The organism is Flagellimonas crocea, from assembly GCF_033441595.1.
GTDB classification, from domain to species: Bacteria; Bacteroidota; Bacteroidia; order Flavobacteriales; family Flavobacteriaceae; genus Flagellimonas; species Flagellimonas crocea.
In genome coordinates, this window is the sequence record NZ_JAUZVX010000003.1 from 537,976 (window position 1) to 562,850 (window position 24,875).

The following is a 24,875-nucleotide window of genomic DNA, read 5'->3' on the forward strand; positions in this document are numbered from 1 at the left end:
TTTTTTATTTTTAATACATGCATGATACCTTCCTAGAATATGTGTTGGACAACCTCCAAAACAAACAGTTGGACTTTACCAAGTGTACTTTCATTATTCCGAGCAAAAGGTCCGGTACGTTCCTAAAAAAACACATGTCCAAAAGACTGGATAAAAACATATTCAGTCCCCAAGTATTGTCCATTCAAGAATTCATCGGAAACCTATCCGATTTGAACCAAGCATCGAATATTGATCTGTTGTTACTTTTGTTTCAAGTTTACAAGGAATCGGAAATCGATAATCATGACGATTTCTCATCCTTCATCAATTGGGGACAGACCCTTTTACAGGATTTTAATGAGATTGATGGTTACCTTATCCCTGCTACAGATATTCTCAATTACCTCTCCGCCATCAAAGAAATCAACCATTGGTCTGCCAGTAAAGAGAAAACAGAACTGGTCGAGAATTATTTACAGCTCTGGAAGAATCTTGAAACCATCTACAAAAATTTTTATGAAGCCCTGCTTGAACAAAAAAAAGGCTACCAAGGATTGATTCAACGAGAAGCCGTCAAAGCCGTTCAAAATGTCAATCAACCAGCAATCAATGAAAATCCCATAGTATTTGTAGGTTTCAATGCCCTAAATGCAGCTGAGTCGACCATTATTCAGTATTATCTGGAACAAGGCAACTCACATATTTATTGGGATATCGATTCCTATTTTTTGAACGACCCCATTCACGATGCTGGCTTGTTTGTCAGGGATTACCAATACAATTGGCCATATTACAAGCACGGCCATAAAATAGAGTCACAGAACAATTTTCTTCAAGATAAGAACATAAGAATCACTGGTGTTCCCAAAAGCATCTCACAAACAAAGTATGTGGGTCAACTGCTACAGGAAATCGGAAACAAAGAATCCATTAACCTCTCCAGAACGGCCTTGGTCTTGGCAGATGAGACTTTGCTCAACCCAATGCTCAATGCAGTACCTAGCAGTATTCCCGAAGTCAACATAACCATGGGGATGCCATTGAACAAAACGGTGCTCTATTCCTTTTTTGTAAATTTTTTAGAGCTACACCTCAACGTTTCTGAACGGGGATGGTTCTTTAAACGTGTCTTGGAATTCATCTCCAATCCCTATACTTTAACACTGTCCTCGGAAAAGCAAGGGAGCTTCGCGCAACGATTGTCCAAGGACATCAAAGAGAACAACCTACTCTACATCAACACGGAAACACTCGAAAAATATCCGAAGGCAAAGGAGTTGTTAGCCATCATTTTTCCGGAGGAAACACTATCGCCAATGCGTTGGATAAACAACTGTCTGATGCTCATAGATCGTTTGAAGAATATCTACCAACAAGAAAAAAATGCACTGGAGCTGGAATATCTGTATCGCTTCTATGCGCTTTTCAACCAATTGGGACAATATTTGGAGAAGGTGGATTTTATGGGAGAGCTTAAATCCATCAAAAACCTGTTCAAACAATTGGCCAGCATGGAAACCTTGGATTTTATCGGGCAACCGTTGATGGGCTTTCAAATTATGGGGATGTTGGAGAGCCGAAACCTAGATTTTGAAACGGTCATCATTACTTCCGTGAACGAGGGCATCCTTCCTTCGGGAAAATCGAACAATTCCTTTATTCCTTTTGATGTAAAACGGGATTACGGACTTCCCACCTACAAAGAAAAGGATGCCATTTATGTGTACCACTTTTACCGATTGATTCAACGCGCGAAGAACATATACATCACCTACAACACAGAACCTGATGTGCTTGAAGGTGGCGAAAAAAGCCGATTGATAACCCAATTACTGACGGATAAAAATCTAAAAAACCACATTACGCATACCATTGCAACCCCAAAAATTTCCATTGATCCGAAACCACTGATACAAATCGAAAAGGACGACAAGTTTATGGAAGACTTGAAGGCATTTGCCCAAAACGGCTTTTCACCCACTTCGTTGACGAATTACATCAGAAACCCGATTGATTTTTATACCAGAAATATTCTAAAAATCAATGATTTGGAGGAAGTAGAGGAAAATATTGCGGCCAACACCTTTGGGACCATTATTCACGATAGCTTGGAGCAGCTTTACACCCCGCTAATTAATCAGGAATTAACGGAGGCAAGCATCAAGAAACTAAAAACACAAGTGCAAGGGGTAGTACTGCATCATTTCGAAAAGAACCTTTCTGGAGTGGATGTTTCCAAAGGAAAATTTCTTTTGGTGTACAATGTCATCTTAAAATATCTGAACAACTTTTTGGACGATGAGCTACAACAGCTCAAACACCATGAAATCAAAATATTGGCACTCGAGGAACGCTATGAAGAATTTATTAAGGTTCCTGGGATTGATTTTCCCATCAAACTAAAAGGAACTTTAGATCGTGTAGATGAATTTGACGGTACCGTTCGCATTATTGACTACAAAACGGGCAAGGTAGAGGCAAAAAACGTAAAAATTACGGATTGGGAAACATTGATTGCCGATTATGATAAAAGCAAGGCGTTCCAATTGCTCTGTTATGCCTACCTATATTCCAAAAAACACAGTGTTGGTGACGTCCAGGCGGGAATTATCTCATTTAAGCATCTGAGTAAAGGATTGTTCTCATTTTCAGAGGAAAAGGATACCCGAATACATTCGGATACCCTTTCCACCTTTGAAAATTATCTGTTCCAATTGATACGTGAAATCTGTAATGTTTCAGTTCCACTTACCGAAAAAATTGATTGATTACTTTAAATCGGGACGTGTAGGACGTACTTCTATTTTACTCGGTAAAGTACGTGGGTGCATCGTCAACAAATCCACCACAAGCTTCCCGATGTCCTCCGGTTGAATCTTCCATGCATCTTTTTCCGATGGTTCGTGGTCGTTAAAATGGCTTGCCACCGAACCTGGCATAATGGTAGTGACTTTAATGTTGTACTGTCTTAAATCCAACATAGCGGCCTGCGTAAATCCGACCACCCCAAATTTTGTGGCATTGTAACCCGCTGCCGTGGCGAAGAAATTGGTCCCTGCCAAACTCGCCAAGGTCATGTAGTAGCCTTCAGATTTTTTCAGGGCATCAACGGATGCTTTTAGTGTATGGTACACCCCATTGAGGTTGGTATTGATCATCTGGTGCCATTTCTCGTCTTCCAGTTCATCGATTGGGGCAAAATGTCCCACGCCTGCATTGGCCATCACCACATCCAACTGTCCCCATTTGTCAAGAATCGCGGCCACAGCCTTTTTCTCATCGTCCAATTTTGATACGTCAGATGCCAACCCCAATACCTTATCTGGTTTGTTTAAGCTCTTTACAGCTTCATCGGCGCTTTCTTGGCTGCGTCCGCTAATGGCGACCTTCATGCCCTGCTCCAATAAGCTTTCAGCGATACCATATCCAATACCTTTGGTTCCTCCTGTGATGTATGCTACTTTTCCTTCTAATTTCATGTTGATTTTGTTTTGTAGTAAAGTTCAAAAAAGCACAGGGCAAATACAAAAAATAGATATTAAAAGGATGGTAAAGTTTGATGCGAGAAAGAGGGAGGGACAAAATCGTGATGTAAAATATGGTACATTTACCGCTGGTGAAACGATTTATAGATAATCCATGATGAAAAACAGGTTGATGATTTTGCTGGTGCTTTGTCTAAACCAAGTAATCGCACAAAATCAAGGCGAGATTACGCAATTCAACAGTGCTCTGAACAAATTCCTGAACGTTCGGGATTTCTGTATCTCAGAAGACGGTAACGAGGCATTTTTCACCATTCAGAGCCCATTACAGGATATTTCCCAAATCACATATATCAAAAAAGAGGGTGGCGAATGGACAGAGCCCAAACTCATGCCCTTTTCTACTTTGTACATGGACCTGGAACCCTTTTTGTCCCATGATGGAAAACGATTGTTCTTTGTTTCCGACAGGCCCTTGGATGATTCCTCTAATCAGAAAAAAGATTTTGATATTTGGTATGTGGAACGAAGCGGTCCCGAAAAAGATTGGTCAAGTCCTAAAAACATCGGTGCTCCCGTTAATTCTGACCTTAATGAGTTTTATCCTTCAATAAGTAAAAACAACAACATGTACTTTACCTTGGAGTCGCCCAATGGACTAGGAAAGGACGACATTTACATTTCCCGCTGGGAAAATGGTTCATATTCGACCCCGCAATTATTGGATGAAAACATCAATAGCTCCGGATATGAATTCAATGCCTTTGTCTCCAAGAATGAGGATTTTATTCTTTTTTCAAGATATAACGAAGCTGATGGTATAGGAAGTGGCGACCTCTATATTTCCCTGAAGAATGACAAGGGCAACTGGGAAAAGGCAAAAAACATTGGAACTCCCATCAATACAAAATATATGGAGTATTGTCCGTTCTACGACGAGACCAACCAAACACTCTATTTTACCAGCCGACGGAACAATTTATCCCCCAAGAAGTTTGATTCTGTGTCGGATTTTCAAGAATACATCTACGAAAACAATAATGGGCTGAGCAAAATTTATATGACCCAATTGAAAATCAACTGACGTAAATAAAGGATAGAAGTATCAATAGCCATATAGAAAACCATATCGTTCCTGATATTCCCGAACCCCAGCGGCTACAAGAATATGGCGTGGGCATATTTAAAGCCATTCCAACCAAATCAGCCCTTAAAAAAGCGCTCAAGAAAAAGTGTATCTCCGTTAATGGAGCCATTGCCACCACGGCAACCTTTATTTATGGAGGAGAAGAAATAACGCTTGCCATTCCAAAGGAAAAAAAGCTGAAAAAGCAGTTCAACTTTCCGATAAAAATATTGTTGGAGAACGAGTATCTGGCTGCGATTCATAAACCTGCGGGCATCGAAGTAAGCGGCAATAAGTTCAAGACCATTGCAAATGCATTGCCGCAAAACTTGAAGCCTAGCCCTATGTCCGATACCACGACACCGCAACCCATACACCGATTGGATTTTGCCACTACGGGTATTGTTTTGGTAGGAAAAACAAATAGTAGCATCCGCGCTTTGAACAAAATGTTCGAGGACAAACTAATATCCAAAACCTATTACGCAGTTGCCATTGGTGATATGGAGCCAAGTGGAACCATCTCTTCGGAAATAGACGGGAAAGCGTCCCGGTCAGATTTTGAAGTGATACAATCCGTGTCCTCGGAACGTTTCGGCATCCTGAATTTGGTGAAATTACACCCTAAAACAGGCAGAAGACACCAATTGCGGAAACATTTGTACAGTTTGGGGAATCCCATCCTCGGAGATAAAGAATATACTCTGGAAGGCTTAATTTTAAAAGGGAAGGGTTTGTACCTCCATGCCCACGCCTTGGGTTTTGAGCATCCCTTAACCAACGAAACTATCCGTATTACTGATGAGCTTCCGGAGAAGTTTGGGAAGATTTTTCATTAAATTTGAAAGGCGTTTGAACAATATTGCACATTAACTTTAAAATAGGCCTATTAATTTGAAGCAAATAGCTCCCTTCTTTTTCATTTTACTCTTTGTTTACTCTTGTTCAAGCGTACCAAGACCTACCAAACCAGAGATAATGCCAGAAATTCCAGCACCTCAACTAAATGATAACGGTATAGCTGCAATAAATCCTAATTATAAAAAATCCTATTACAGGATAATGCCATATTTGTTTTTCAATAAAAACGGAACTTTCAATGAAATTCAAGGTGATTTTTATAATGTTAAGTTTAATATTAATTCCGATATCAATGTCATGTCTGGATATTGGAGAGAATATGGTAATTATAAACACTCTTTAATCGTACTAATCGCTATGAGCTCGAAGTCTAGTATACCCTTAAAAGGTATTCCTATTTCCGTTGAATCAAGTAAAAATGGCTTTTTTGAAAAAGCTGAGCCTATTGGAAATAGTGAAGCAAATCGAATCCAACAACGCGTTTTGTTTGTGAAAAGGTTAGATTTGAAAAATCCCTATGATGTCTTGAACAAAATACATGATGATGTAATTACCGTAAAAGTCGGTGCACAAGTCTATGAGTTTCTAACTCCAGAATTATCGCTGAATAAAAATTAATTCAGAGAAAGCTATCTGTAAAGCACAAAAAAGCACCCCTTCCGAGGTGCTTTTGAATTTTGATAGGGTAAGCCCATGTTAATTATAGTTCCTTGTTTTTTTGGCAAAAAGAATAGTGTGCCTCTCCACTGAATCCTCGGACTTTTGATATTTCTTTTCAAATTCATTGATAACAATGAAGCCGTTTCTTTCAAGCTCCCGCTTGATTAATTGACCATCATGATAATAGAAATACAATGTATCCCCTTGATTTCCATAAATACACCCTGAATCCTCTCCTTTGCCCGATACGAAGCTCAAATAAAAAGTTCCGTTTTTCTTTAATAAGTCACAGCAATCCGATAGCAGTTTTGAACAATCTGCCTCCGATAAATATGGAATGGTAAATCCACAAACAATGGCGTCAAAACTCATTTCGAGGTGAGCGACGTTACGGCAATCCATAACGTGAAAATTGGCTTCTGGAATATTCTTTTTGGCCAGCACTATCATATTTTCGGAAATATCGATGGCTTCAATTTTAAAATCAGCGCTTCTTTTTGCGATAAATTGGGTAATGTTCCCAGGGCCACAACCAATTTCCAAGATGGATGCATGCTTCTTTTTTATGGTTTTGAAGAAATCATCATACGTATCATTGTATAGGTCCAAACCCATAAACTTATCCGCATACTCTTGAGCAATCTTGTTCCAAGTCACAGTATTTTCTTTGTGGCTACTCATCCTTTACCGTAATATTATTTTGGCTTAGTTATGACTCCTTGGAAATGTCCTTAAAAAGAAGCATTTCCTTCACTTTGGCGGAAGCTCCATGATAAAAACCTGTTTCGTGCTTGTATTCCTTTGGGTTTTTGAATGTCCCGAAAATAATATCGTACAACGCTATTCCTGCATAATTGTGTGCATGTACACCCTTAGCATGGTGAATGGTATGCGATTCGGGGCGTTGAATCAAGTAGCCGATCCATGTCGGAGTCTTTATGTTACTATGCTGAAAAATACTCAGAAAAGTTGTTGTTAAAATAATCAAAGTTGTTGCTTCTGGCGTAAAGCCAGTTACAAGTACAAGACAAATACTGCTAAGAATGATCCAACCTACCATGTCCAGTGGACTAAAGTAAAAGGCCCCATAACTATCCAAACGTTCCGCACTATGGTGCATCTGGTGCATACTTTTCCAAAGGAAATTACTATTGTGCATAGTCCTGTGCCATACATATTCACCAAGTTCATAGACCATTACACCTACAAACGCTCCCCAACCTGTTCCCAAACCGGTAAGGTCAAAGATTTGATACTCCGCAAAATATCCATCCCATATAATAGGCAGATATGAAGAAAGAAAAAAGAAGAAGACAAAGGCTATGATGCCGCGTAGCTTCCAAAACTTAACATGCGGTAGTTTTCTTGCGGGAAAAACAGCTTCCCATAGCATTAAACCTCCATACATTCCAAATATGATGTAGGATATTGGATTGAAAATCAACTCAAAGGGAGTTGGTAACTGTGAAATAAAACTTTCCATAATTGATTCATTTTTTGATGATTAAACTAATTATATAACAGACTAGTCGGTACAAATATAAAATTTTATAGAAACATACCAACTAGTTTGTTTAGTTTTTTTATTTTTAACCTATGGCAAGAAGTGGAAAACCAACTCGTGATAAAATTTTGGCCGAGTCCAAGGACTTAGTTTTTCAATATGGATTCTCAGGTACGAGCATTGATCAGATTTTGGAAAAAACAGGAATCACCAAAGGAGCATTCTTCTATCATTTTAAGACGAAAAGTGCCCTGGCAAAAGCATTGATAGATGAATTTGCCCTAGAGGACATTCATCATATGAACGAAGCGCTGATAAAAACCGAGAATTTGGACGGAGATTCCTTGAACCGACTTTTACAGTTTGTTCAAGAGTTTATCGATATGATGTCCGGTCTTGGTGATCCGTACAGCTGTCTTTATGCATCCTATCTTTATGAACCCAATCAATTTGATCAAGATATTTTAGATCAGATTTCAGACACACTGCTCCAATGGAGACGAACAATGGAAAAACTGATCAATGATGTCCTTGAAGAATACGAGCCTCGAATGGAAGTGGACGTTCAGTCTTTGGCGGACCATATTCTTGTGATTTTTGAAGGGGCCTTCATAGTATCCAAGGGGCACAAAGGAAAAGATCTTACAGCTGACCACCTCAGGCATTTGAAAAATTACTTTGAACTCCTCTTCATAAAAAGGAAATAATCAAAGTTGCTCTCAAAACATACCATAAAAAAAGCACCCCGTTTGAGGTGCTTTTTAATTTTGGTGGAGAATACCGGATTAACGCATTGTTCCGTAAAACCCAGTACTGCAAATGCAAGGGCCATGACTTAGGTCCTGGGCATTTAAAACACAAAAACCGCTCAAATACATTTGGCGGCTTTCCTTAGTTTTAAACGCAATCCCTTGCGCTTGATCGTGGAGAATACCGGATTCGAACCGGTGACCTCTTGCCTGCCAGCAAGAGGATTACCATATCAATCCAATACAAATAAATACATAATAAATTGTTTTTCAGTATTTTAAATAATTTCGTATTCATTTAATTTCAAATAAAATCACCCATTTGCGTGCAAATTGCGTGCAAATTTTTTTTACCTTTGATTAGGATGAATACCAATATAAAACTTTCTTTAGATACGCGTAGGAAGAAAAAAGATGACTCCTATCCTATTATTTTACGGTTAACCCATTTTCGAAAAACAACTTCCATAAGCTTAGGGCAATCAATAAAAAAGGAATTTTGGGATAATAAAAACGAGAAAGTTAAAAGAGCATTCAAAGGAACTTCATCAGTTAGTAAACTCAATAATCAACTCTTAAAAGAAAAGACCAGAGCGGTCGACATAATTAATGACCTGAACGAAAAGGACGAGCTTAACTTTTTATCCATTTTGCAGCTGAAGAAGAAGATTGTAAAAACCGCATCATTGGATTCATTTTTTAAGTTTAGCGAGGATATTGTCGATGAGTTAAAAGCAGCTGAACGTTATGGTAATGCAAACACATACTACGCGGTAATTAAGGTATTGGAGAAATTCGCTGATGGAAATGATATCAAATTCAACGAAATCAATTATGATTTTCTCAAAAGATTTGAGAACTGGCACTTTTCCAAAGGTAATTCTGTTAACAGTCTATCGACGTATATGAGAACAATCAAAGCGGTCTTTAACAAGGCCATTAAGTCTGATGTTGTTTCTAGAGATGCTTATCCTTTTACACATTATAAGATTAAAACTACTCCTACAGAAAAAAGAGCGCTTGACATTAAAAGCATCAAATCAATTATGCTTTTAAAACTGGAAGAAACGGATAGTCTGTTTCACTATAGAAATTACTTCCTTGCCTCTTACATGCTTTATGGTATTTCCTTTATGGACTTGGCTTTTTTAAGGGTTCAAAATATCATTGACAACCGAATTAAATTCCAAAGAAAAAAAACGTCAAAGCCTTATGATATTAACATCACGCCTCAGTTAAAGGAAATCCTCTCGTTTTATCTTAAGGATAAAGAGAGGTCTGAATTTATATTTCCAATCATTAAAAGAGCCACATTTGAACTTCAATATAAAGACGTCTTATGGGCACGGAAGAGATATAATAAAGGGCTTAAAGAAATTGCAAAAAAATGCAAGATAGAGCAGCGGTTGACCTCATATGTATCTCGTCATAGTTTTGCAACCCAAGCTATGCTGCAGGACGTTCCCTTACAAGCTATTTCTTCCATGCTTGGCCATAATCGACTATCAACTACTCAAATATATCTGAAGTCCCTGCCGAATAATATACTAGACAATTATAATCAGAAATTGGTTAAACTGTAACCTTAACCCTTCCTAGTCCCAAATCCTTACTCACAACTTCAGCGCATGGATCCTGGCCTATTTTTGCAGTGTTTGGGAAGATAAGCGTAAAGCAAAAATAGGATAGGGCGCTGTCCTACTTTTGGCCATTATCCTCCAGCCATTTTTGATATAGTTCCTTTGCCTCTGGGCTTTCTTCAAAGAATGTCCTGTAGTGTTCAATTGCATCATCTTGACCTTCTACATATGCAACCTGTTCTTTCTTGGATATCCTTGACACCTTGTAGATTGAAAAACCAAGGACCAAAAGGACCGTGACCAACAACCCCCAAGTAAGTTTTATGGCCCAACTGGGCAAGAGAACGGACCGCTCTACTTTATGAAGAATCCTTTCCATCAGTCTTTGTTGTTCCTTAATATTGGTTTTTTGATTGTTGCCGTACTCCTCTAGAAGCGCATTTAACTCGCTGGTATCTGGCCTTAATGGAAGGTTTTTGAAATCCTCATGAATCTTTTCCAATCGGCCGATACTCTTTTCAAATCCGTTGATCTCCTCAGTCAACAGTTCCGCTATCTCGTCCAGTTTTGCCATATTGTTTTGTTTAGATTCCTATTCCAGTGTCCCTGACCACTTTGATGGCCAGTTTGATGGTCTTTTTTATGATGGTCTGGGTCAAACTTTTTGGGACATTCACTGTCCTCCCCAAAAGCTGCATGCTCTTGTCCTTGGCAATCCGCTGTGCCATGTTCCTTTCAAAGTTCATTTGACGGGCGATCCTGCCCATGGACATGGACCGGTGCACCTCGCTTCCCTTTAGGTTCGTTCCCTTATGCTCAAAACGGAAGCCCTGCAACTGGTTCTGCCTGTTGATGCTCGGGATGACTTTTACATTGTTCTGCTCCATCGATTTGATATACTGGTCAAAATCCCTTGGCCGTTCCTTGGCCATGACCTTTTCATGGATCTTCTGTATTTCCGATCGGACATATTGCATCCGGTACAGTTTTTCCTGCTGAACTTCCCTTACCGTGGTCAGGTCCATTTGTTTGGCCACCCTTTCCGCCACTTGTTGGCTCCGCTTGCCGATGAAGCTGTCGTTATAGGCCTTCCCCTGAAAGTTTATCCGGTTGGCATACAGGTGGACGTGCACGTGCTCTTTGTCCCTATGGACAAAGGCAATGGCCTGGTGCTGCTTGAGGTTCATTTCCTTGAGGAACCGTTCGGTCATTTCCTTGAGTCGTTCGCTTTCCAGTTTCCTGCCGTCCTCGATGGTGGGGCTCAGCACAAAGCTGAGCGTGTTCTTCCGGCAGAGTTCATTCTGTTCTTGGATGACCTTGAACTCCTCGGTGATCTCCCTCGGGGTCTCCCCGGCCAGATATTGGCTGTGGATAATCTCCGATCCCTTCTCCTGGTTCATCCCGTAGCTCATGGAGGCCGATGTGTGCGATATGGATTTGCCCATGCCTATCATTTCTTGAAATTTAAAAAGTGTTGTCGTATCTCTTTGGCCAACTGGGCCGTTTCCTCGGCCAATCTAGGGTTACGCTTGCGGAACATGTTGGTGATCAGCTTGAAGTTCCGTTGGTATTTGACCAATAGCTTATAGGCCTCTATCTGTTCGTCCGTCATCCTTTCAACTATCCTATCATCGAATGCGGCACGGCGGCAGTACTCACTGATGGAAAGACCGCTCTTCCGGGCCTTGATCCTCAGCAGTTTCTTCTCGTAGACCGAGCACCGGAACTGTACGAACTCTTTCTTCATTTTCACATCATCTTTTGCGACCTACGGGAGCAAAAGCAAGATTTGTCATGACAATGACACATCTTGAATTCGTTTCCGAACTTCATCCTTCGCGCTTTTTACCTTCCATTCGTTTATATCTTTAAAACCTTCATAGAGGAAGGATATATCCCTACTGTTCGGGCACTTTTCCAGTAACAGTTCCGTCATCCCCAATCCCGTTTTGTCCCTATCAAGAAACAGTTTTACATTTTCATAATCCTCTATTTCTTTTATCATCCGTTTTACAAAGGCAGTTGTGTTCAATACCAGAAGGTCATGGCTGTTTACGATATCCGCCATCAGCTCAATTAGGGTGAGCATATCGAACATGCCTTCTGTAATCGCCAATTTCTTTGATTTGTTCCCCATCATCGAAACATCCTTTGGCGAGGTGGAGCCTTTCCAATAGCTGTTCCGCAGTTCCCAGCCTCCAGACCTGTTTTGGAGTCCGATGCCAAAGTATGTCCGTCCTCCTATTCGATAATGGATTTCCTTGCAAAGTATTCTTGCGGTTTTGATCGAGATACTTCTGGAGCTTAGATAGTTTTGCAGGGCCCTGTGCTCGATTTCCTTTTCCTCGATGATTTCAATCGGGTTGACTCTATGTTCCGCTTTGGTTGGATTCGGCCGCCGGTGAAAAGAAAAATGGTCCATGTTCCCGGACAATCGTTCCAATGCCTCCTTTACGGAACAGTTCTCCATTTTCATGACCAGGTCTATGGTACTTCCCCCCTCAAAGGTTCCGAAGTCTATCCAATAGTTCTGTTTCAATGATACCTTGAAAGAGGCTTGGGTCTCGATCCGGAACGGGCTGAGGAACCAAGCTTCTTTTTCCGTTTTCCGGACTGGAAAGTGCCCCAACTTGGCCAGCGTGGAAACGATGTCAATGTTGCGGGCTTTTTCGCAGTCCATTCTTTTTTCTTTCATGGTTCTGTTTTTAATCGATTTTTGATGATTTGATGACAAACCTCTGGGAGGCCCTTTAAATACTGGTAGTTTCCCCGTCATCATTTTGTCATCGTTTCATCGTTTTTGTTTTTTTCTTCATAGTACCTGTCATCATTTTTTATTTTGATGACAGAATGATGACAAAGTGATGACAGCCTAAACCCTTATAAATACTGGGCTTATATCAATCTGTCATCAAATCATCAAAATTTTGGACCAAAAAATTCTTTTTTATGGTAAAGTACCTCCCTTTTGCGTCCTCGGTGTTGATCTCACCGTTGTTCCAGATGGTGATCTTTTGGTACTTGTTGGAATTGGGCTGGTTGTCCAGTTTCCAATCATTTTTCAGCAACCGCCTCAATTGGGTCAGGTCGGTCTTGACCCTTGTGCGGTTGAGCATGTGCAGGGCATCGATGGGACAAAGGTCCACGGAGTCCATCTCGAACTTTTCCATGGCACTGAGCAGTAGACTGGCCAGTTCCTTCTCCACCCTGTTCCGGTTATTGTTTACCAGTTTCTTCAGCGCTGGTGTATGCACCTGTTTTGGAGTGAACCACATTCGTGTTCTTTGCTTGGTACTGTATTCCCTTTTTGAAAGGAAATCCAAAAAAGCGGGCACCTCCCGGGCCAGTTGGTCCAAGAAATCGGTGTCCTCCCTTTTAAGGGATGGGATCTTCCTCACCCAGAACCGTGTCTCATGGGCATCGATCTTGATAAAACTGTCCTCGTTGTTGCTGCAGAGAATAAATTTTCCGAAGAATTCCACTTCCCGTTTGTCCTTGCCCTTGGCCTCAAGCTTGTTCCGGTTGGTGGTGCTCAGGTACTTGATTCGCTCGGTGAGTTCCTCCTTGTTGAACAGTACCTCGTCGACGCATATCAGCAACTTGTTGGCCCAGTCCGCATTGAACTGGCTTGCAAAGCTGTCGTTGGTCAGATAGGTCAGGTTGTTGCCAAAGATTTCCTTGAGCCATTTGAGAAAGGTGCTTTTCCCGGTGTTTCTTTCGGTGGATACCAGACAGAGGATGGGGAGCACCTGCACCGGTCTTTGGTACAGGAGTTTCAGATAGTCCAGTCCCAGCTCCAGTTGATTTCCGAAGATATGCTTCAAAAAGCCCCGTGTCCTTATTATACATCCCTCTTTCGGTTCATGCGTCAAAGGGGAATAGGTATTGTAGAAACCATGGTGTTCCTTTTTAAAATTCACATGGCAAGGAATACAGGCGAACCCGTCATATTTGGGCACCTTGCCCAGATAGTCCTTGCCATGGTCCTGCTTGATGATATGCTCGTTCCACGGAACCAGCTGCTCGTTGAAATGTCCCGAAATGGTAGGATACTTTACAATTTTATAGAAAGACGTGCCCACCCTTATATAAGGTACTATTTTCATATTTTGAAATTTTTGAAATCTTAGGGTTTCTATGAAATTATCGTGAGTCCACAAATAATTTAAAGAGGAATTCGACTAGGGAATCGAATCCCCGATCGTTTTGCTTTCCGGTAAAGGCTTCTGTTGGTTCTGCAGCAGCCAACGCACTATCTTTTTCCTTTCGAAGAAAATCAGTTTTCCATTGGGCTTGGAGTGCGGGATATGCCCCGCAGCGGTAAGCTTGTACAGATAGCTTCTTGATATGCCGGTATAGTCACAGGTCTCATCGAAGGTCAGCACTTCTTTATTGGCGATCAATAGCCTTTCCAAACGGTCGAGCCGTTCCAGTATTAAAAAATTGTCCATTTTATTTCTTTTTAAAGATTAGAAATGAACAAAAGCGCTTTTGTTTTCTTTTGAAGAATTCTTTGGATAAAGATAAAAATAAGGAGGAGGGAAAGTAAGATTGACCGATTGATTTTATTCACAAATAATTGATATACAGTTTTTTATGTTAAAATAGTTCAAATATAATGGTATTGATAAACCCTTAGTTTTATTTGGTTTCATTTGATACCAAATGGAACTGTTCTTATTTTGGGCAAATAGGTGGTTTAATGGAAGAAAGCAGAGTTATCAACAATTAAGACTAGGGGAGTTAGAAAATAGGCACTTTAAAAAAGCATGTTTTAATCTTTGGATTGTCTTAATGAAGTCTGATACTTTGATACTACTTTAAGAAAGTCTAGTGCTTTTTTGAAAAATACTGTCTTGAAAATCGTTCCTTTTAAAAAACTACGCTCAAAGCCATTCTTTGCAACCCAATTGCACTATAATTCTTTTACCTTTGCAAGGTGAAATTTTTTGCGATTATATTATCCATCTACTTTCTGGCACTCAATTTCGTGCCTTGTAGCGATGCCAGCAGTGTTGATGAAGGCACACAGGTCGTTTCTGTAATGGATTTCGATGGCGAACACGGACAAGACTGTGAACTGTGTTCCCCATTCTGCCAGTGCCAATGCTGTCATTCACATACCATCGATTTCCGTTTGGCTATTTTTGAACCCATCGAGCCTATCGTTTCGCTAGAAAATTTTATCCACTTCGATAGTTTGGGCAAGGATATTTCACTTTCCCTTTTACAGCCACCTCGGGCATAATCCAGTTTTCATAGGATAGCTATATCCTGTTTTGACGTGTCCATCTATTGGATTCGTCAACATTGTGCATTGCTTTTTATTCAATGTGCTCAACAAGAATTTCAACTGAATTAACATCCTTATCTATGATTAACAAAATCATTGATTTTTCAATCAATAACAAATTTATAATCGGTCTGTTTACATTGACTCTTATAGGTGTCGGTATCTGGTCAATGGCAACGGTAAATCTTGGGTCTGTGCCAGATATTACCAATAATCAAGTGCAAGTCATCACACAATCGCCCAATTTGGGAACGGAAGATATTGAACAGTTCGTAACCTATCCCGTAGAACTATCTATGGGTAATTTACCAGGCGTTACAGAAATAAGATCTATCTCACGCTTTGGCCTTTCCGTAGTTACTATCGTTTTTGAAGACGATATGGGAACCTATCTTCCTCGACAGCTGGTACAGGAAAAACTAAACGAACTGGGCGAATCTATCCCTGAAAAATTTGGAAGTCCATCTATGGGTCCCATCTCTACTGGTTTAGGTCAGATCTATGAATACACTATAAAGCCAGAGGAGGGTTTTGAAAACAAGTATTCGCCTATGGAACTGCGCACCGTGCAAGATTGGGTTATCAAACGACAACTCACATTACTGGAAGGCGTGGTAGAGGTCAACTCTTATGGAGGCAGTATTAAACAGTATGAGGTCGCTGTCAACCCAGATAAGTTGAATAGTTTGGGTATTAGTATTTCACAAGTGTATGAGGCTCTCGCTCGGAACAATGTGAATACAGGCGGTGCTTACATAGAAAAAAATAAAATGTCAAATTTCATAAGAGGTGAAGGTCTTATTCGCTCTTTGGAAGACATTAAAGATATTTCGATTATTAACGAGGGCAACATTCCCGTAACTATTGGAGATGTTGCAACACGCGTCCATTTTGGGAATCAGGTACGTTATGGTGCTTTTACGCAAGACGGTAAGGAAGCCGTGGGAGGAATAATAATGATGCTAAAAGGTTCAAACCCTAATGCGGTTATTCAAAATGTTAAGAATCGTATGGCAGAAATTGAAAAATCCCTGCCAGAAGGTCTCACTATCGCCCCTATCATTGATCGTAGTGAGCTAATTGCCAGAACGACCGATACCGTTAAAACCAATTTACTGGAAGGTGCCCTAATCGTGATATTTGCCCTTGTTTTATTGTTGGGTAGTTTAAGAGGTGGCATCATAACGGCCACGACCATACCGTTGTCCTTGCTTTTTGCCTTTATCTTAATGAAGCAATTTAATGTATGGGCAAACTTAATGAGCTTGGGAGCTATAGACTTTGGGATTATTATAGATGGTGCCGTGATTATTATAGAAGGAACGGTGTATGAGATCCAAAAACGGATTAGGTCTGGAAAGCTAAAATTCAATCAAGGCGTAATGGATAAAGTAGCCTATGATGCCGGAACCACGATGATGGGTTCTGCTTTTTTCGGGCAGATCATTATACTTATAGTTTTTACACCTATACTTTTCCTTACAGGTGTAGAGGGTAAAATGTTCAAACCGATGGCATACACCTTTGGTTTTGCTATGATAGGTGCAATTATTCTGTGTCTTACGTATGTCCCAATGATGTCTGCGCTTTTTATGAAACCAGTTCAAAACACCAAAAGCTGGTTTGGCAAATTTGAGCGTTGGCTTGAAAAGATAAGTGATAAAATTATTGGTGCTATACATAATGCTTATAAGCCATTATTAAAAGGCGCACTACGGCTTAAGCTTATCGTGTTATCATCTGCTGCTGTTCTGCTTATTATTGCTGGATTTATATTTTCTAATATGGGTGGAGAATTTGTGCCGCAGCTCGATGAAGGAGATATAGCAATGCAGGCGTTTATAAGACCAGGAAGCTCGCTCACAGAATCCATTGAAGTTTCAAAGAAAATAGAAACTATCCTATTAGAAAATTTTCCTGAAATTAAAACGGTAACAGCACGTATGGGTGTGGCAGATATACCTACAGATCCTATGCCTATGGATATTGCAGATATGTATATCATCCTTAATAAGGATATGGACGAGTGGACAACTGCTTCTACTAAAGAAGGTTTGATTGAAGCCATAAGGGATAAACTGGATGATGAACTCGTCGGGGTTAATTTATCATTTACCCAACCGGTCGAATTAAGATTTAATGAGCTTTTAGAAGGCGTAAGAGAGGATATTGCAGTAAAGCTATATGGCGAAGATTTAGAGGTGTTATCAGACAAGGTTCAGGAAATGGCAGCTATTATAAAGACCGTTCCTGGCGCGGGCGATGTGAGTGCAGAACGTACAGCTGGACTACCACAAATGACCGTAAAGTTCAGACGAGATAAAATGGCGCAATATGGACTGGATATTCAAAAAGTAAATGATTACATAAGTACTGCTTTTGCAGGTGGTACCGCTGGCGTCATTTTTGAAGGCGAGAAACGATTTGATCTGGTGGTACGATTTGATGAAAGCCATAGAAAAAGTATTGATGACCTGCGCACGATGTACATCGATCTTAAGGATGGAAGCCAGGTACCCATTATTGAAATAGCAGAGATTGAATACGTGCCTGGACCTATGCAAATCTCACGTGACAATACGTATAGAAGAACCTATGTAGGTGTAAATGCACGAGGCAGAGATGTGGAGTCTGTTGTAAAAGATATACAACAAAAGTTAGATGAAGAACTGGACTTGCCATCAGGATATTATATTACCTATGGTGGAGAGTTTGAAAACCTACAAAGCGCTAAGGATCGTTTAACAATTGTTGTGCCCATCGCCCTGTTCTTGATATTTGTACTGTTATACTTTGCCTTAAAATCCTTTTCACAATCGCTAATGATTTACATCGCGATTCCCTTGGCGGCCATTGGTGGTGTGTTTGCTTTATGGCTTCGAGATATGCCATTTAGTATTTCGGCAGGTGTAGGATTTATTGTGCTATTTGGTGTCGCAGTTCTTAACGGGCTGGTACTTATTAACCGATTTAATTCTTTAAAGGAAGAAGGTGTTACAAGCATAAAGGATAGAATATTTCAAGGGACTAAAGAACGTATTCGCCCCATTATGCTCACGGCTACCACAGATATTTTTGGGTTTTTACCTATGGCATTTTCCACATCAGCCGGTGCAGAGGTGCAACAACCGCTCGCTACGGTAGTTATTGGTGGGATGCTTACGGCCACCCTACTCACGTTGATAGTACTTCCTGTACTCTATATCTTTATAGAAAAGCGACGTGAGCGCAAAGACCAGAACAAGATTGGTTCGTTTAATCCGCAAGCATTGACCACGATTTTAATACTTGGTTTTATGTTAGGTGGTACCGCTTTGGCGAAAGCGCAACAAACACAAGCACCTGTGCCAGACCTCATTGTTCAGGATAGCATTACACCCATTACCTTATCTCGGGCTGTAGAAATTGCCAAAGAGAATTATCCAGCACTCAAGACGAGCCAACTCGAAATAGAAAGACAGAGCGCACTCACGGGCAATGCCTATGACTTCGGTAATACTAAAGTATTTACAGGTGGCGAAGAAGTGGCAGATGGTCAGGGCATTTATACCTTGATAGGTATCGGGCAACAAAATATTGATCTATTGGGAATAGGTGCCAAAAAACGCTTGCAACAACAACGCATCCAGTTAGCCGAAACAGCTTTTGACCTATCTGAAATCCAGATAGAACTGGAAGTCAAAAAAGCCTGGTCAGAAGCTTTTCAGGCAAAGAAGAAATTTGTTCTTTATCGAGAACTGGACAGCATTTATGGTCAATTTGCACAATCTGTAGAACTCAATTTTGAAGTCGAAGCCATTTCGAGACTGGAATATGCTGCTGCGCGCAATCAAGCGTTACAGATAACCAACAGGTTTCAGCAGGCAGAAACAGATTATTTAATCGCATTACAAAAACTCAATCTTTGGTTGACACCAGATACGATGTACACCGTAGCTGATGAATTTGAAGCTACCGAAATTTCGGTGTTAGAGACTGATGATACATTGGATGAACATCCCGAGTTATCGCTTTCGCGAAAGCGTATAGACGAAGCACAAGCAAGCTATGATGCAGCAAGGGCAAGCTTACTGCCCCAGTTTAATCTGCAAGGTGGCCTGCAACGTGTAAATGGCGATAGTGGTTTCTACACCTATCAGGCAGGGATTTCCATACCGCTGTTTTCTGGCCCAGACCGCAGCCGCGCAAAAGCTGCTAAACTGGATGCACAGATTGCAGAAACCAATGCCGCATTCAAACAACGCGAGCTGCAATCCCAATATACACAAGCACAGCAAAATTATACACGATGGCGAGATACTTGGTTTTTCTATAAAACCGAAGCTCTGCCACTTGCCATAGACCAGCGCAAAGGCGCATTGCTCGCCTACAAAGAAGGTGCGCTTGATTATGCAGCATTCACGCAAATTATACGTGATGCCATACAGACCGAAATGGATGCGCTGGACGCACTCGATAATTATTTAGAAGCCTTGTTTAAACTACAATATTTCCAAAACTAAAAAAAGATGAAAAAATTAAAATATATACCGATTACCACAATGCTTATGGCATTGACATTATTCAGCTGTGGCGAGTCAAAAACTGAAGATGGCCACGATGAAGCCACCCATTCTGAAACAGAAGAAAATCACTCTGAAGGGGAAGATGAAGAAGATAATATGGAAGGCGAAACTAAGGAAGTAATGCTCACGGCACAGCAGTTTGAAGCCTTACAGATGGAAATTGACACGCTCTCACAACGTTATATGAGCGGTTATGTAGAAGCAAATGGCACGCTGGAAGTACCACCCCAAAACGAAGCATCCATTACTGCCATAACAGGAGCAAATGTGGCATCCATAGAAGTAATAGAAGGTGATGAAGTGAAAAAAAATCAAGCGGTTGCCTATCTCTCACATCCCAGCATCATACAGATACAGAGCGATTACTTAAATGCACACAGCAACAGTCGGTTTTTAAAACAAGAATACGAACGTCAAAAAAGGCTTTATGAAGCTGGTGTGGCATCTGGTATGAATTTCCAAAAGGCAACGGCAGACTATCAGTCATCTACCGCAATGGTAAACGGGCTGGAAGCACAATTGCGACAGTACAACATCAATGTGAATGGCGTGCGCAATGGCACTATCTACCAGCGTGTTGCATTGCGCAGTCCCATTGCAGGGGTTGTAGAAAAAGTTTTTATAAAAACTGGACAATATGTGGAGCCACAGACCAACCTAATGGAAATAGTAGATACAGACCACGTACACGCAGATTTAATGGTTTTCGAAAAAGATGTTGATAGGGTAAAGAAAGGTCAACAAGTACGATTTAGCGTTCAATCAAGACCAGGAACGGAACTCGTTGCCGAAATTTATTCAGTAGGAAAAACCTTCGAGCAAGATCCTAAAGCGGTGCACGTACACGCAGAAATTGAGAACAAAGGTGGTGGTCTTATCTCAGGAATGTACATTAAAGGTAGGATTGAAGTTGATAACGATGAAACCGCTGAAACCGCATTACCAGAAAGTGCCATTATTACAGAAGGTGGTAGGGATTATGTGTTTAAAGCGCAAAGGGAAGGCAACACTTGGAGTTTTATACCAGTAGAAGTCACTACGGGCGAGAAGGATGGTGACTGGATAGCCATACGTTTTTTTGAAACCCCAGACCCAAATACTCATTTTGCCTTTAATAATGCCTATTACCTTATGGGAGAGATGAAAAAAGGGGAACTTGGTGACGATGATTAAAATGGAATGAAAGAAAAAAGAAAGAAAAACTTAAAAGTAGCAAGAACCTTACAGATTTGGAACGTCATCTACGATGTTATTGAAGTTGCGGTCTCGCTTATTGCTGGATTTACAGCAAATAGTTCGGCTCTGATAGGTTGGGGATTGGACAGCACGATTGAAGTGGTTAGTGCGGGAACATTAGGCTGGCGACTACACGGCGAGATTAAAGGTATCGATGAAGAAAAAGTAAAACGAAGACAAAAAATCACGTTAAACGTAATTGCAGTTTCCTTTACGCTCATCTGTATTTTCATTTCCTACGATTCCATTACAAAGCTTATAAATAAAGAAACCGCAAACTGGAGCACGATGGGACTGATTATATTATTGGTTTCCCTGGTTGTAAATCCTATCCTGATCTATTTCAAAAGAAAGTATGGAAAGAAATTAGACAGTCCAGCCTTGCTGGCTGATGCTAAAGACACCTTTATTTGCTTATACCAAACCGTGGTCGTACTTATAGGATTGCTATTGGTCAACTGGTTAGGCTGGTGGTGGGCAGATCCTGTGGCGGCATTACTTATCGTTCCGTACGCTGCAAAAGAAGGCTATGAAGCCTACAATAAAGCTAAAAATATCAATTATAACACCGCACAAAATGACTGAAATTGAAAAAACATTAAATGACCATAACGTGCGTCCCACCGCAATGCGCATCTTGATTTATAAGTATATGGCCGATAGGGATGCCGCCATCGCCCTGACTGATATTGAGAATGCTTTCGCAAAAGCGGATAGAACCACATTGTACCGAACCCTAAAAACGTTTGAAGAAAAAAACGTGGTGCATCACATAGATGACGGAACTGGAATCTCTAAATACGCACTTTGTGAAGAAGGCTGTAATTGTGAAATAGAACAGGATTTGCATTTACATTTTCATTGCACTAACTGTGACGAAACAGTTTGTTTAACGGAACTAAAAATCCCGCATATCAATTTGCCAGATGGATATTTGGCAGAGGATGTTAATCTCGTGGTTACGGGAATATGCGAAAAATGCAGCAGTAATTTACTTTAATAAACAAACGAACAAATTAGATTGATTTTGAAAAAAAGCACTTTTATAATAACTAAAATGGACTGCCCTTCAGAAGAGCAGATGATTCGGATGAAGTTAGAGTCTTATGCTCAAGTAAAACACTTGGATTTTGATATTCCAAACAGAAAATTGGAAGTATATCACGTGGACGACGTCAAGGCGATAAAAACGTCTATAGCCAGCTTAAAACTTGGGGATTCCTTAGAAGGAACCACAGAAGCCGAACCACCCGTAATGGAAGACCAATCCAAACAAAAAAGAATCCTATGGTGGGTCTTGGGCATCAACTTTGGCTTTTTCGTTATCGAAATGACCACCGGTTGGATTTCTTCTTCGATGGGTCTTGTGGCAGACTCATTAGATATGCTGGCAGATTCCATCGTATATGCATTAAGCCTATTTGCGGTAGGCGGTGCCATTTCAAGAAAAAAGAAGGTTGCGAAATACAGCGGATACTTTCAGATGGCATTGGCAACACTTGGGTTTGCAGAGGTCTTGAGAAGGTTTTTTAGCAATACCGAAACACCCTTGTTTCAATGGATGATTATCGTTTCAATTTTCGCATTGGCAGGTAATTTGATATCGCTCTGGCTCATCAACAAGGCAAAGAGTCAAGAGGCTCATATGCAGGCAAGTGCCATTTTTACATCCAATGATATTATTGTTAATGGTGGTGTTATAGTAGCTGGGGTGCTGGTTTATTTTCTGAATAGTAAATGGCCCGATTTAGTGATTGGCGGCATCGTTTTCACTTTTGTAATGCGCGGTGCATTGAGAATATTGAAATTATCGAAGTAGTTTTTAAAATGATATCAAACTTGATTAGAACATATGAAAAAGAAAAAAATAAACTTACGTGACTTAGAACCAAAAAAACAACAAGGCGAGCACAGTCACGACGATGGCCATAACCATAGCAGCCCTGAAGAAATTTCAAATTTCAGAACCTATCTACCGGCTATTTTCAGCTTCGTAATGTTGATAGCCGGAATTGCTATTGATTACTTTGATGCGTTTCCTTTCTTCAAAGGATGGATTCGCGTAGTATGGTACACGGTAGCCTATATCCCTGTGGGATTCCCTGTAATAAAGGAAGGCTGGGAAAGTATTAAAAAGGGGGATTTCTTTACTGAATTCTTCTTAATGTCCATTGCAACCCTCGGTGCTTTTGCCATAGGCGAATACCCTGAAGGTGTAGCCGTTATGCTATTTTATGCCGTGGGCGAACTCTTCCAAAATGCGGCCGTTAACCGTGCTAAGGGAAATATAAAAGCCTTACTCGATGTAAGACCCAATGAGGCTTTGGTTTATCGTGATGATGATTTTGTTTCAGTAAATCCCGAGACTGTTGAGATTGGCGAAAAGATACAGGTGCGTGTAGGCGAAAAAGTTCCGCTTGATGGCATTCTGCTTTCTGAAAAGGGTTCTTTTAATACTGCTGCCTTGACAGGCGAAAGCAAACCTGATACTATTGCTAAAGGTGATACTGTTTTTGCAGGAAGCATAAATCTTGATGGCGTAATCGAGATTGAAACCACAAAAGAATTTAAAGACAGTTCCATTGCACGAATTTTGGATATGGTGCAGAATGCAACCGCCAGAAAATCAAAGACCGAATTGTTCATTAGAAAATTTGCACGGATTTATACACCAATCGTGGTATTCCTCGCTATCGGACTTACTTTTCTGCCTTACTTTTTTATAGATGATTATGTATTTAGGGATTGGCTCTATCGAGCATTGATATTCCTCGTAATTTCCTGCCCTTGTGCGCTGGTCATTTCCATTCCTCTGGGCTATTTTGGCGGATTGGGTGCGGCATCGCGAAACGGTATTCTATTCAAGGGTGCATCCTTTTTGGATGCAATGACCCAAGTAAACACGGTCGTAATGGACAAAACAGGAACCGTTACCAAAGGCGTTTTTAAAATCAAGGAAATCAATTCCATCACATTTGAGGAAGCCGAATTTATGAAATACCTGATGGCGATGGAAGAACAATCTACTCATCCCATCGCAAAAGCAATTCTCGAATACAAAGCGGACGGGTCAGATTATGAAGCGACAGATGTATCGGAAGTTGCCGGAAAGGGATTGAAAGGAAAGGTCAACGGGAAAACGGTATTGGTAGGTAACAAAGCCTTGATGACCTCAAACAGCATAGAAGTCCCTTCGGAAACAGATGGTATTGTAGAATCAATCGTTATGGTGTCCATAGATGGAACATTTGCAGGTTATGTTACCATTGCAGATGAATTAAAGGATGATGCGCACCAAGCCATTAAACAAATTAGGGATGCAGGAATTTCCAAAATTATAATGCTATCGGGTGACAAAGACTCAATTACACAACAGGTTGCAAAAGAGTTGAAAATCGATTGGGCAAAAGGCGGACTGTTGCCTGAAGATAAACTCAATGAGGTTGAAGAGCTCAAAAAGCAACCCGAAACCAAAGTAGCATTTATTGGCGATGGTATTAACGATGCACCCGTTTTGGCAGCAAGTGGTGTAGGTATTGCAATGGGTGGTTTGGGTAGCGACGTTGCTATAGAAACAGCCGATGTTATCATACAGACCGACCAACCCAGTAAGATTGCAAGAGCGATTAAAATTGGTCGTTCAACGCGACGAATTGTCTGGCAAAATATTGCGCTTGCATTTGGTGTCAAGGTCATAGTCCTCATTCTCGGTGCAGGTGGATTAGCGACAATGTGGGAAGCTGTTTTTGCTGATGTGGGTGTGGCGTTTTTGGCTATATTGAATGCGATACGATTGCAGAAGATGGAATGGAATTAGTACATTCATGAAAATTC

Annotated in this window: 22 protein-coding genes; 13 read left to right on the forward strand and 9 right to left on the reverse strand. The window is 40.7% G+C overall.

Annotation, left to right across the window (positions count from 1 at the left end; translation table 11 throughout):
* The first annotated feature begins 17 nt into the window (after positions 1–17).
* Positions 18–2,750, forward strand: a complete 2,733-nt coding sequence (locus SD449_RS11845) for a PD-(D/E)XK nuclease family protein (protein ID WP_318310846.1) — start codon at positions 18–20, stop codon at positions 2,748–2,750.
* Here SD449_RS11845 and SD449_RS11850 read toward each other — a convergent pair whose 3' ends face one another.
* A complete protein-coding gene (locus tag SD449_RS11850) occupies positions 2,751–3,461 on the reverse strand; it encodes an SDR family oxidoreductase (RefSeq protein WP_207030949.1) in 711 nt (236 codons plus the stop codon).
* A gap of 160 nt (positions 3,462–3,621) precedes the next feature.
* On the opposite strand from SD449_RS11850, the gene SD449_RS11855 reads away from it, so the two are divergent.
* The 3 genes from SD449_RS11855 to SD449_RS11865 all read left to right on the forward strand — a co-directional run bounded on the left by SD449_RS11855 (position 3,622) and on the right by SD449_RS11865 (position 6,072).
* Positions 3,622–4,551: a TolB family protein gene (locus SD449_RS11855; protein WP_318310847.1), complete on the forward strand. Its 930-nt coding sequence runs from the start codon at positions 3,622–3,624 to the stop codon at positions 4,549–4,551.
* A gap of 89 nt (positions 4,552–4,640) precedes the next feature.
* Complete coding sequence (locus SD449_RS11860; RefSeq protein ID WP_318310849.1) at positions 4,641–5,432, forward strand: RluA family pseudouridine synthase; 792 nt, start codon at positions 4,641–4,643, stop codon at positions 5,430–5,432.
* A gap of 139 nt (positions 5,433–5,571) precedes the next feature.
* The gene (locus SD449_RS11865; RefSeq protein ID WP_318310851.1) at positions 5,572–6,072 is read left to right on the forward strand and encodes a hypothetical protein; all 501 of its coding nucleotides are present in this window, start codon (positions 5,572–5,574) and stop codon (positions 6,070–6,072) included.
* 78 nt (positions 6,073–6,150) lie between these two features.
* On the opposite strand, the gene SD449_RS11870 is transcribed toward SD449_RS11865, so the two are convergent.
* Both SD449_RS11870 and SD449_RS11875 read right to left on the reverse strand, forming a co-directional pair.
* Positions 6,151–6,795 (reverse strand): class I SAM-dependent DNA methyltransferase, encoded by a 645-nt coding sequence (locus SD449_RS11870; RefSeq protein WP_318310852.1) that lies wholly within the window; start codon positions 6,793–6,795, stop codon positions 6,151–6,153.
* A gap of 28 nt (positions 6,796–6,823) precedes the next feature.
* The gene (locus SD449_RS11875) at positions 6,824–7,597 is read right to left on the reverse strand and encodes a sterol desaturase family protein (protein WP_318310854.1); all 774 of its coding nucleotides are present in this window, start codon (positions 7,595–7,597) and stop codon (positions 6,824–6,826) included.
* 113 nt (positions 7,598–7,710) lie between these two features.
* On the opposite strand from SD449_RS11875, the gene SD449_RS11880 reads away from it, so the two are divergent.
* A complete protein-coding gene (locus SD449_RS11880) occupies positions 7,711–8,325 on the forward strand; it encodes a TetR/AcrR family transcriptional regulator (protein WP_318310856.1) in 615 nt (204 codons plus the stop codon).
* A gap of 407 nt (positions 8,326–8,732) precedes the next feature.
* Positions 8,733–9,950: a site-specific integrase gene (locus SD449_RS11885; protein WP_090292201.1), complete on the forward strand. Its 1,218-nt coding sequence runs from the start codon at positions 8,733–8,735 to the stop codon at positions 9,948–9,950.
* Between the two features lie 115 nt (positions 9,951–10,065).
* Here SD449_RS11885 and SD449_RS11890 read toward each other — a convergent pair whose 3' ends face one another.
* The 6 genes from SD449_RS11890 to SD449_RS11915 all read right to left on the reverse strand — a co-directional run bounded on the left by SD449_RS11890 (position 10,066) and on the right by SD449_RS11915 (position 14,398).
* Positions 10,066–10,521 (reverse strand): DUF6730 family protein, encoded by a 456-nt coding sequence (locus SD449_RS11890; RefSeq protein WP_318310859.1) that lies wholly within the window; start codon positions 10,519–10,521, stop codon positions 10,066–10,068.
* Between the two features lie 10 nt (positions 10,522–10,531).
* A complete protein-coding gene (locus SD449_RS11895) occupies positions 10,532–11,392 on the reverse strand; it encodes a relaxase/mobilization nuclease domain-containing protein (protein WP_235856357.1) in 861 nt (286 codons plus the stop codon).
* Positions 11,393–11,397: 5 nt separating this feature from the next.
* Positions 11,398–11,694 carry a mobilization protein MbpA gene (gene mbpA / locus SD449_RS11900; RefSeq protein ID WP_116216544.1) on the reverse strand — a complete coding sequence of 99 codons (297 nt, stop codon included), beginning with the start codon at positions 11,692–11,694 and terminating at the stop codon, positions 11,398–11,400.
* Positions 11,695–11,739: 45 nt separating this feature from the next.
* Positions 11,740–12,642, reverse strand: coding sequence for a toprim domain-containing protein (locus SD449_RS11905; RefSeq protein ID WP_116216545.1), 903 nt, complete (start codon positions 12,640–12,642; stop codon positions 11,740–11,742).
* Positions 12,643–12,847: 205 nt separating this feature from the next.
* Complete coding sequence (locus SD449_RS11910; protein WP_116216546.1) at positions 12,848–14,053, reverse strand: primase-helicase family protein; 1,206 nt, start codon at positions 14,051–14,053, stop codon at positions 12,848–12,850.
* A 75-nt stretch (positions 14,054–14,128) separates the two neighbouring features.
* Complete coding sequence (locus SD449_RS11915; protein WP_090292211.1) at positions 14,129–14,398, reverse strand: helix-turn-helix domain-containing protein; 270 nt, start codon at positions 14,396–14,398, stop codon at positions 14,129–14,131.
* 539 nt (positions 14,399–14,937) lie between these two features.
* On the opposite strand from SD449_RS11915, the gene SD449_RS11920 reads away from it, so the two are divergent.
* The 7 genes from SD449_RS11920 (at position 14,938) to SD449_RS11950 (ending at position 24,858) form a co-directional block, all read left to right on the forward strand.
* Positions 14,938–15,195 carry a DUF6660 family protein gene (locus SD449_RS11920; protein WP_313777864.1) on the forward strand — a complete coding sequence of 86 codons (258 nt, stop codon included), beginning with the start codon at positions 14,938–14,940 and terminating at the stop codon, positions 15,193–15,195.
* 125 nt (positions 15,196–15,320) lie between these two features.
* The gene (locus tag SD449_RS11925; RefSeq protein WP_116216547.1) at positions 15,321–19,742 is read left to right on the forward strand and encodes a CusA/CzcA family heavy metal efflux RND transporter; all 4,422 of its coding nucleotides are present in this window, start codon (positions 15,321–15,323) and stop codon (positions 19,740–19,742) included.
* A 45-nt stretch (positions 19,743–19,787) separates the two neighbouring features.
* A complete protein-coding gene (locus SD449_RS11930; RefSeq protein ID WP_318310863.1) occupies positions 19,788–20,978 on the forward strand; it encodes an efflux RND transporter periplasmic adaptor subunit in 1,191 nt (396 codons plus the stop codon).
* 6 nt (positions 20,979–20,984) lie between these two features.
* Positions 20,985–21,626, forward strand: coding sequence for a cation diffusion facilitator family transporter (locus tag SD449_RS11935; protein WP_116216549.1), 642 nt, complete (start codon positions 20,985–20,987; stop codon positions 21,624–21,626).
* The gene (locus SD449_RS11940) at positions 21,619–22,041 is read left to right on the forward strand and encodes a Fur family transcriptional regulator (RefSeq protein WP_116216550.1); all 423 of its coding nucleotides are present in this window, start codon (positions 21,619–21,621) and stop codon (positions 22,039–22,041) included. The genes SD449_RS11935 and SD449_RS11940 overlap by 8 nt, the downstream gene beginning before the upstream one ends.
* A gap of 27 nt (positions 22,042–22,068) precedes the next feature.
* Positions 22,069–22,860: a cation transporter gene (locus tag SD449_RS11945; protein ID WP_181898143.1), complete on the forward strand. Its 792-nt coding sequence runs from the start codon at positions 22,069–22,071 to the stop codon at positions 22,858–22,860.
* Positions 22,861–22,893: 33 nt separating this feature from the next.
* Entirely contained in the window at positions 22,894–24,858 is a 1,965-nt protein-coding gene (locus SD449_RS11950; protein ID WP_116216551.1) for a heavy metal translocating P-type ATPase, read from the forward strand.
* Positions 24,859–24,875 lie beyond the last annotated feature (17 nt).

Coding starts and splice junctions, on each gene's coding strand:
- SD449_RS11845 (WP_318310846.1), top strand. CDS start 18: ATGCATGATACCTTCCTAGAATATGTGTTGGACAACCTCCAAAACAAA.
- SD449_RS11850 (WP_207030949.1), bottom strand. CDS start 3,461: ATGAAATTAGAAGGAAAAGTAGCATACATCACAGGAGGAACCAAAGGT.
- SD449_RS11855 (WP_318310847.1), top strand. CDS start 3,622: ATGATGAAAAACAGGTTGATGATTTTGCTGGTGCTTTGTCTAAACCAA.
- SD449_RS11865 (WP_318310851.1), top strand. CDS start 5,572: ATGCCAGAAATTCCAGCACCTCAACTAAATGATAACGGTATAGCTGCA.
- SD449_RS11870 (WP_318310852.1), bottom strand. CDS start 6,795: ATGAGTAGCCACAAAGAAAATACTGTGACTTGGAACAAGATTGCTCAA.
- SD449_RS11875 (WP_318310854.1), bottom strand. CDS start 7,597: ATGGAAAGTTTTATTTCACAGTTACCAACTCCCTTTGAGTTGATTTTC.
- SD449_RS11880 (WP_318310856.1), top strand. CDS start 7,711: ATGGCAAGAAGTGGAAAACCAACTCGTGATAAAATTTTGGCCGAGTCC.
- SD449_RS11885 (WP_090292201.1), top strand. CDS start 8,733: ATGAATACCAATATAAAACTTTCTTTAGATACGCGTAGGAAGAAAAAA.
- SD449_RS11890 (WP_318310859.1), bottom strand. CDS start 10,521: ATGGCAAAACTGGACGAGATAGCGGAACTGTTGACTGAGGAGATCAAC.
- SD449_RS11895 (WP_235856357.1), bottom strand. CDS start 11,392: ATGGGCAAATCCATATCGCACACATCGGCCTCCATGAGCTACGGGATG.
- mbpA (WP_116216544.1), bottom strand. CDS start 11,694: ATGAAGAAAGAGTTCGTACAGTTCCGGTGCTCGGTCTACGAGAAGAAA.
- SD449_RS11905 (WP_116216545.1), bottom strand. CDS start 12,642: ATGAAAGAAAAAAGAATGGACTGCGAAAAAGCCCGCAACATTGACATC.
- SD449_RS11910 (WP_116216546.1), bottom strand. CDS start 14,053: ATGAAAATAGTACCTTATATAAGGGTGGGCACGTCTTTCTATAAAATT.
- SD449_RS11915 (WP_090292211.1), bottom strand. CDS start 14,398: ATGGACAATTTTTTAATACTGGAACGGCTCGACCGTTTGGAAAGGCTA.
- SD449_RS11925 (WP_116216547.1), top strand. CDS start 15,321: ATGATTAACAAAATCATTGATTTTTCAATCAATAACAAATTTATAATC.
- SD449_RS11930 (WP_318310863.1), top strand. CDS start 19,788: ATGGCATTGACATTATTCAGCTGTGGCGAGTCAAAAACTGAAGATGGC.
- SD449_RS11935 (WP_116216549.1), top strand. CDS start 20,985: ATGAAAGAAAAAAGAAAGAAAAACTTAAAAGTAGCAAGAACCTTACAG.
- SD449_RS11940 (WP_116216550.1), top strand. CDS start 21,619: ATGACTGAAATTGAAAAAACATTAAATGACCATAACGTGCGTCCCACC.
- SD449_RS11950 (WP_116216551.1), top strand. CDS start 22,894: ATGAAAAAGAAAAAAATAAACTTACGTGACTTAGAACCAAAAAAACAA.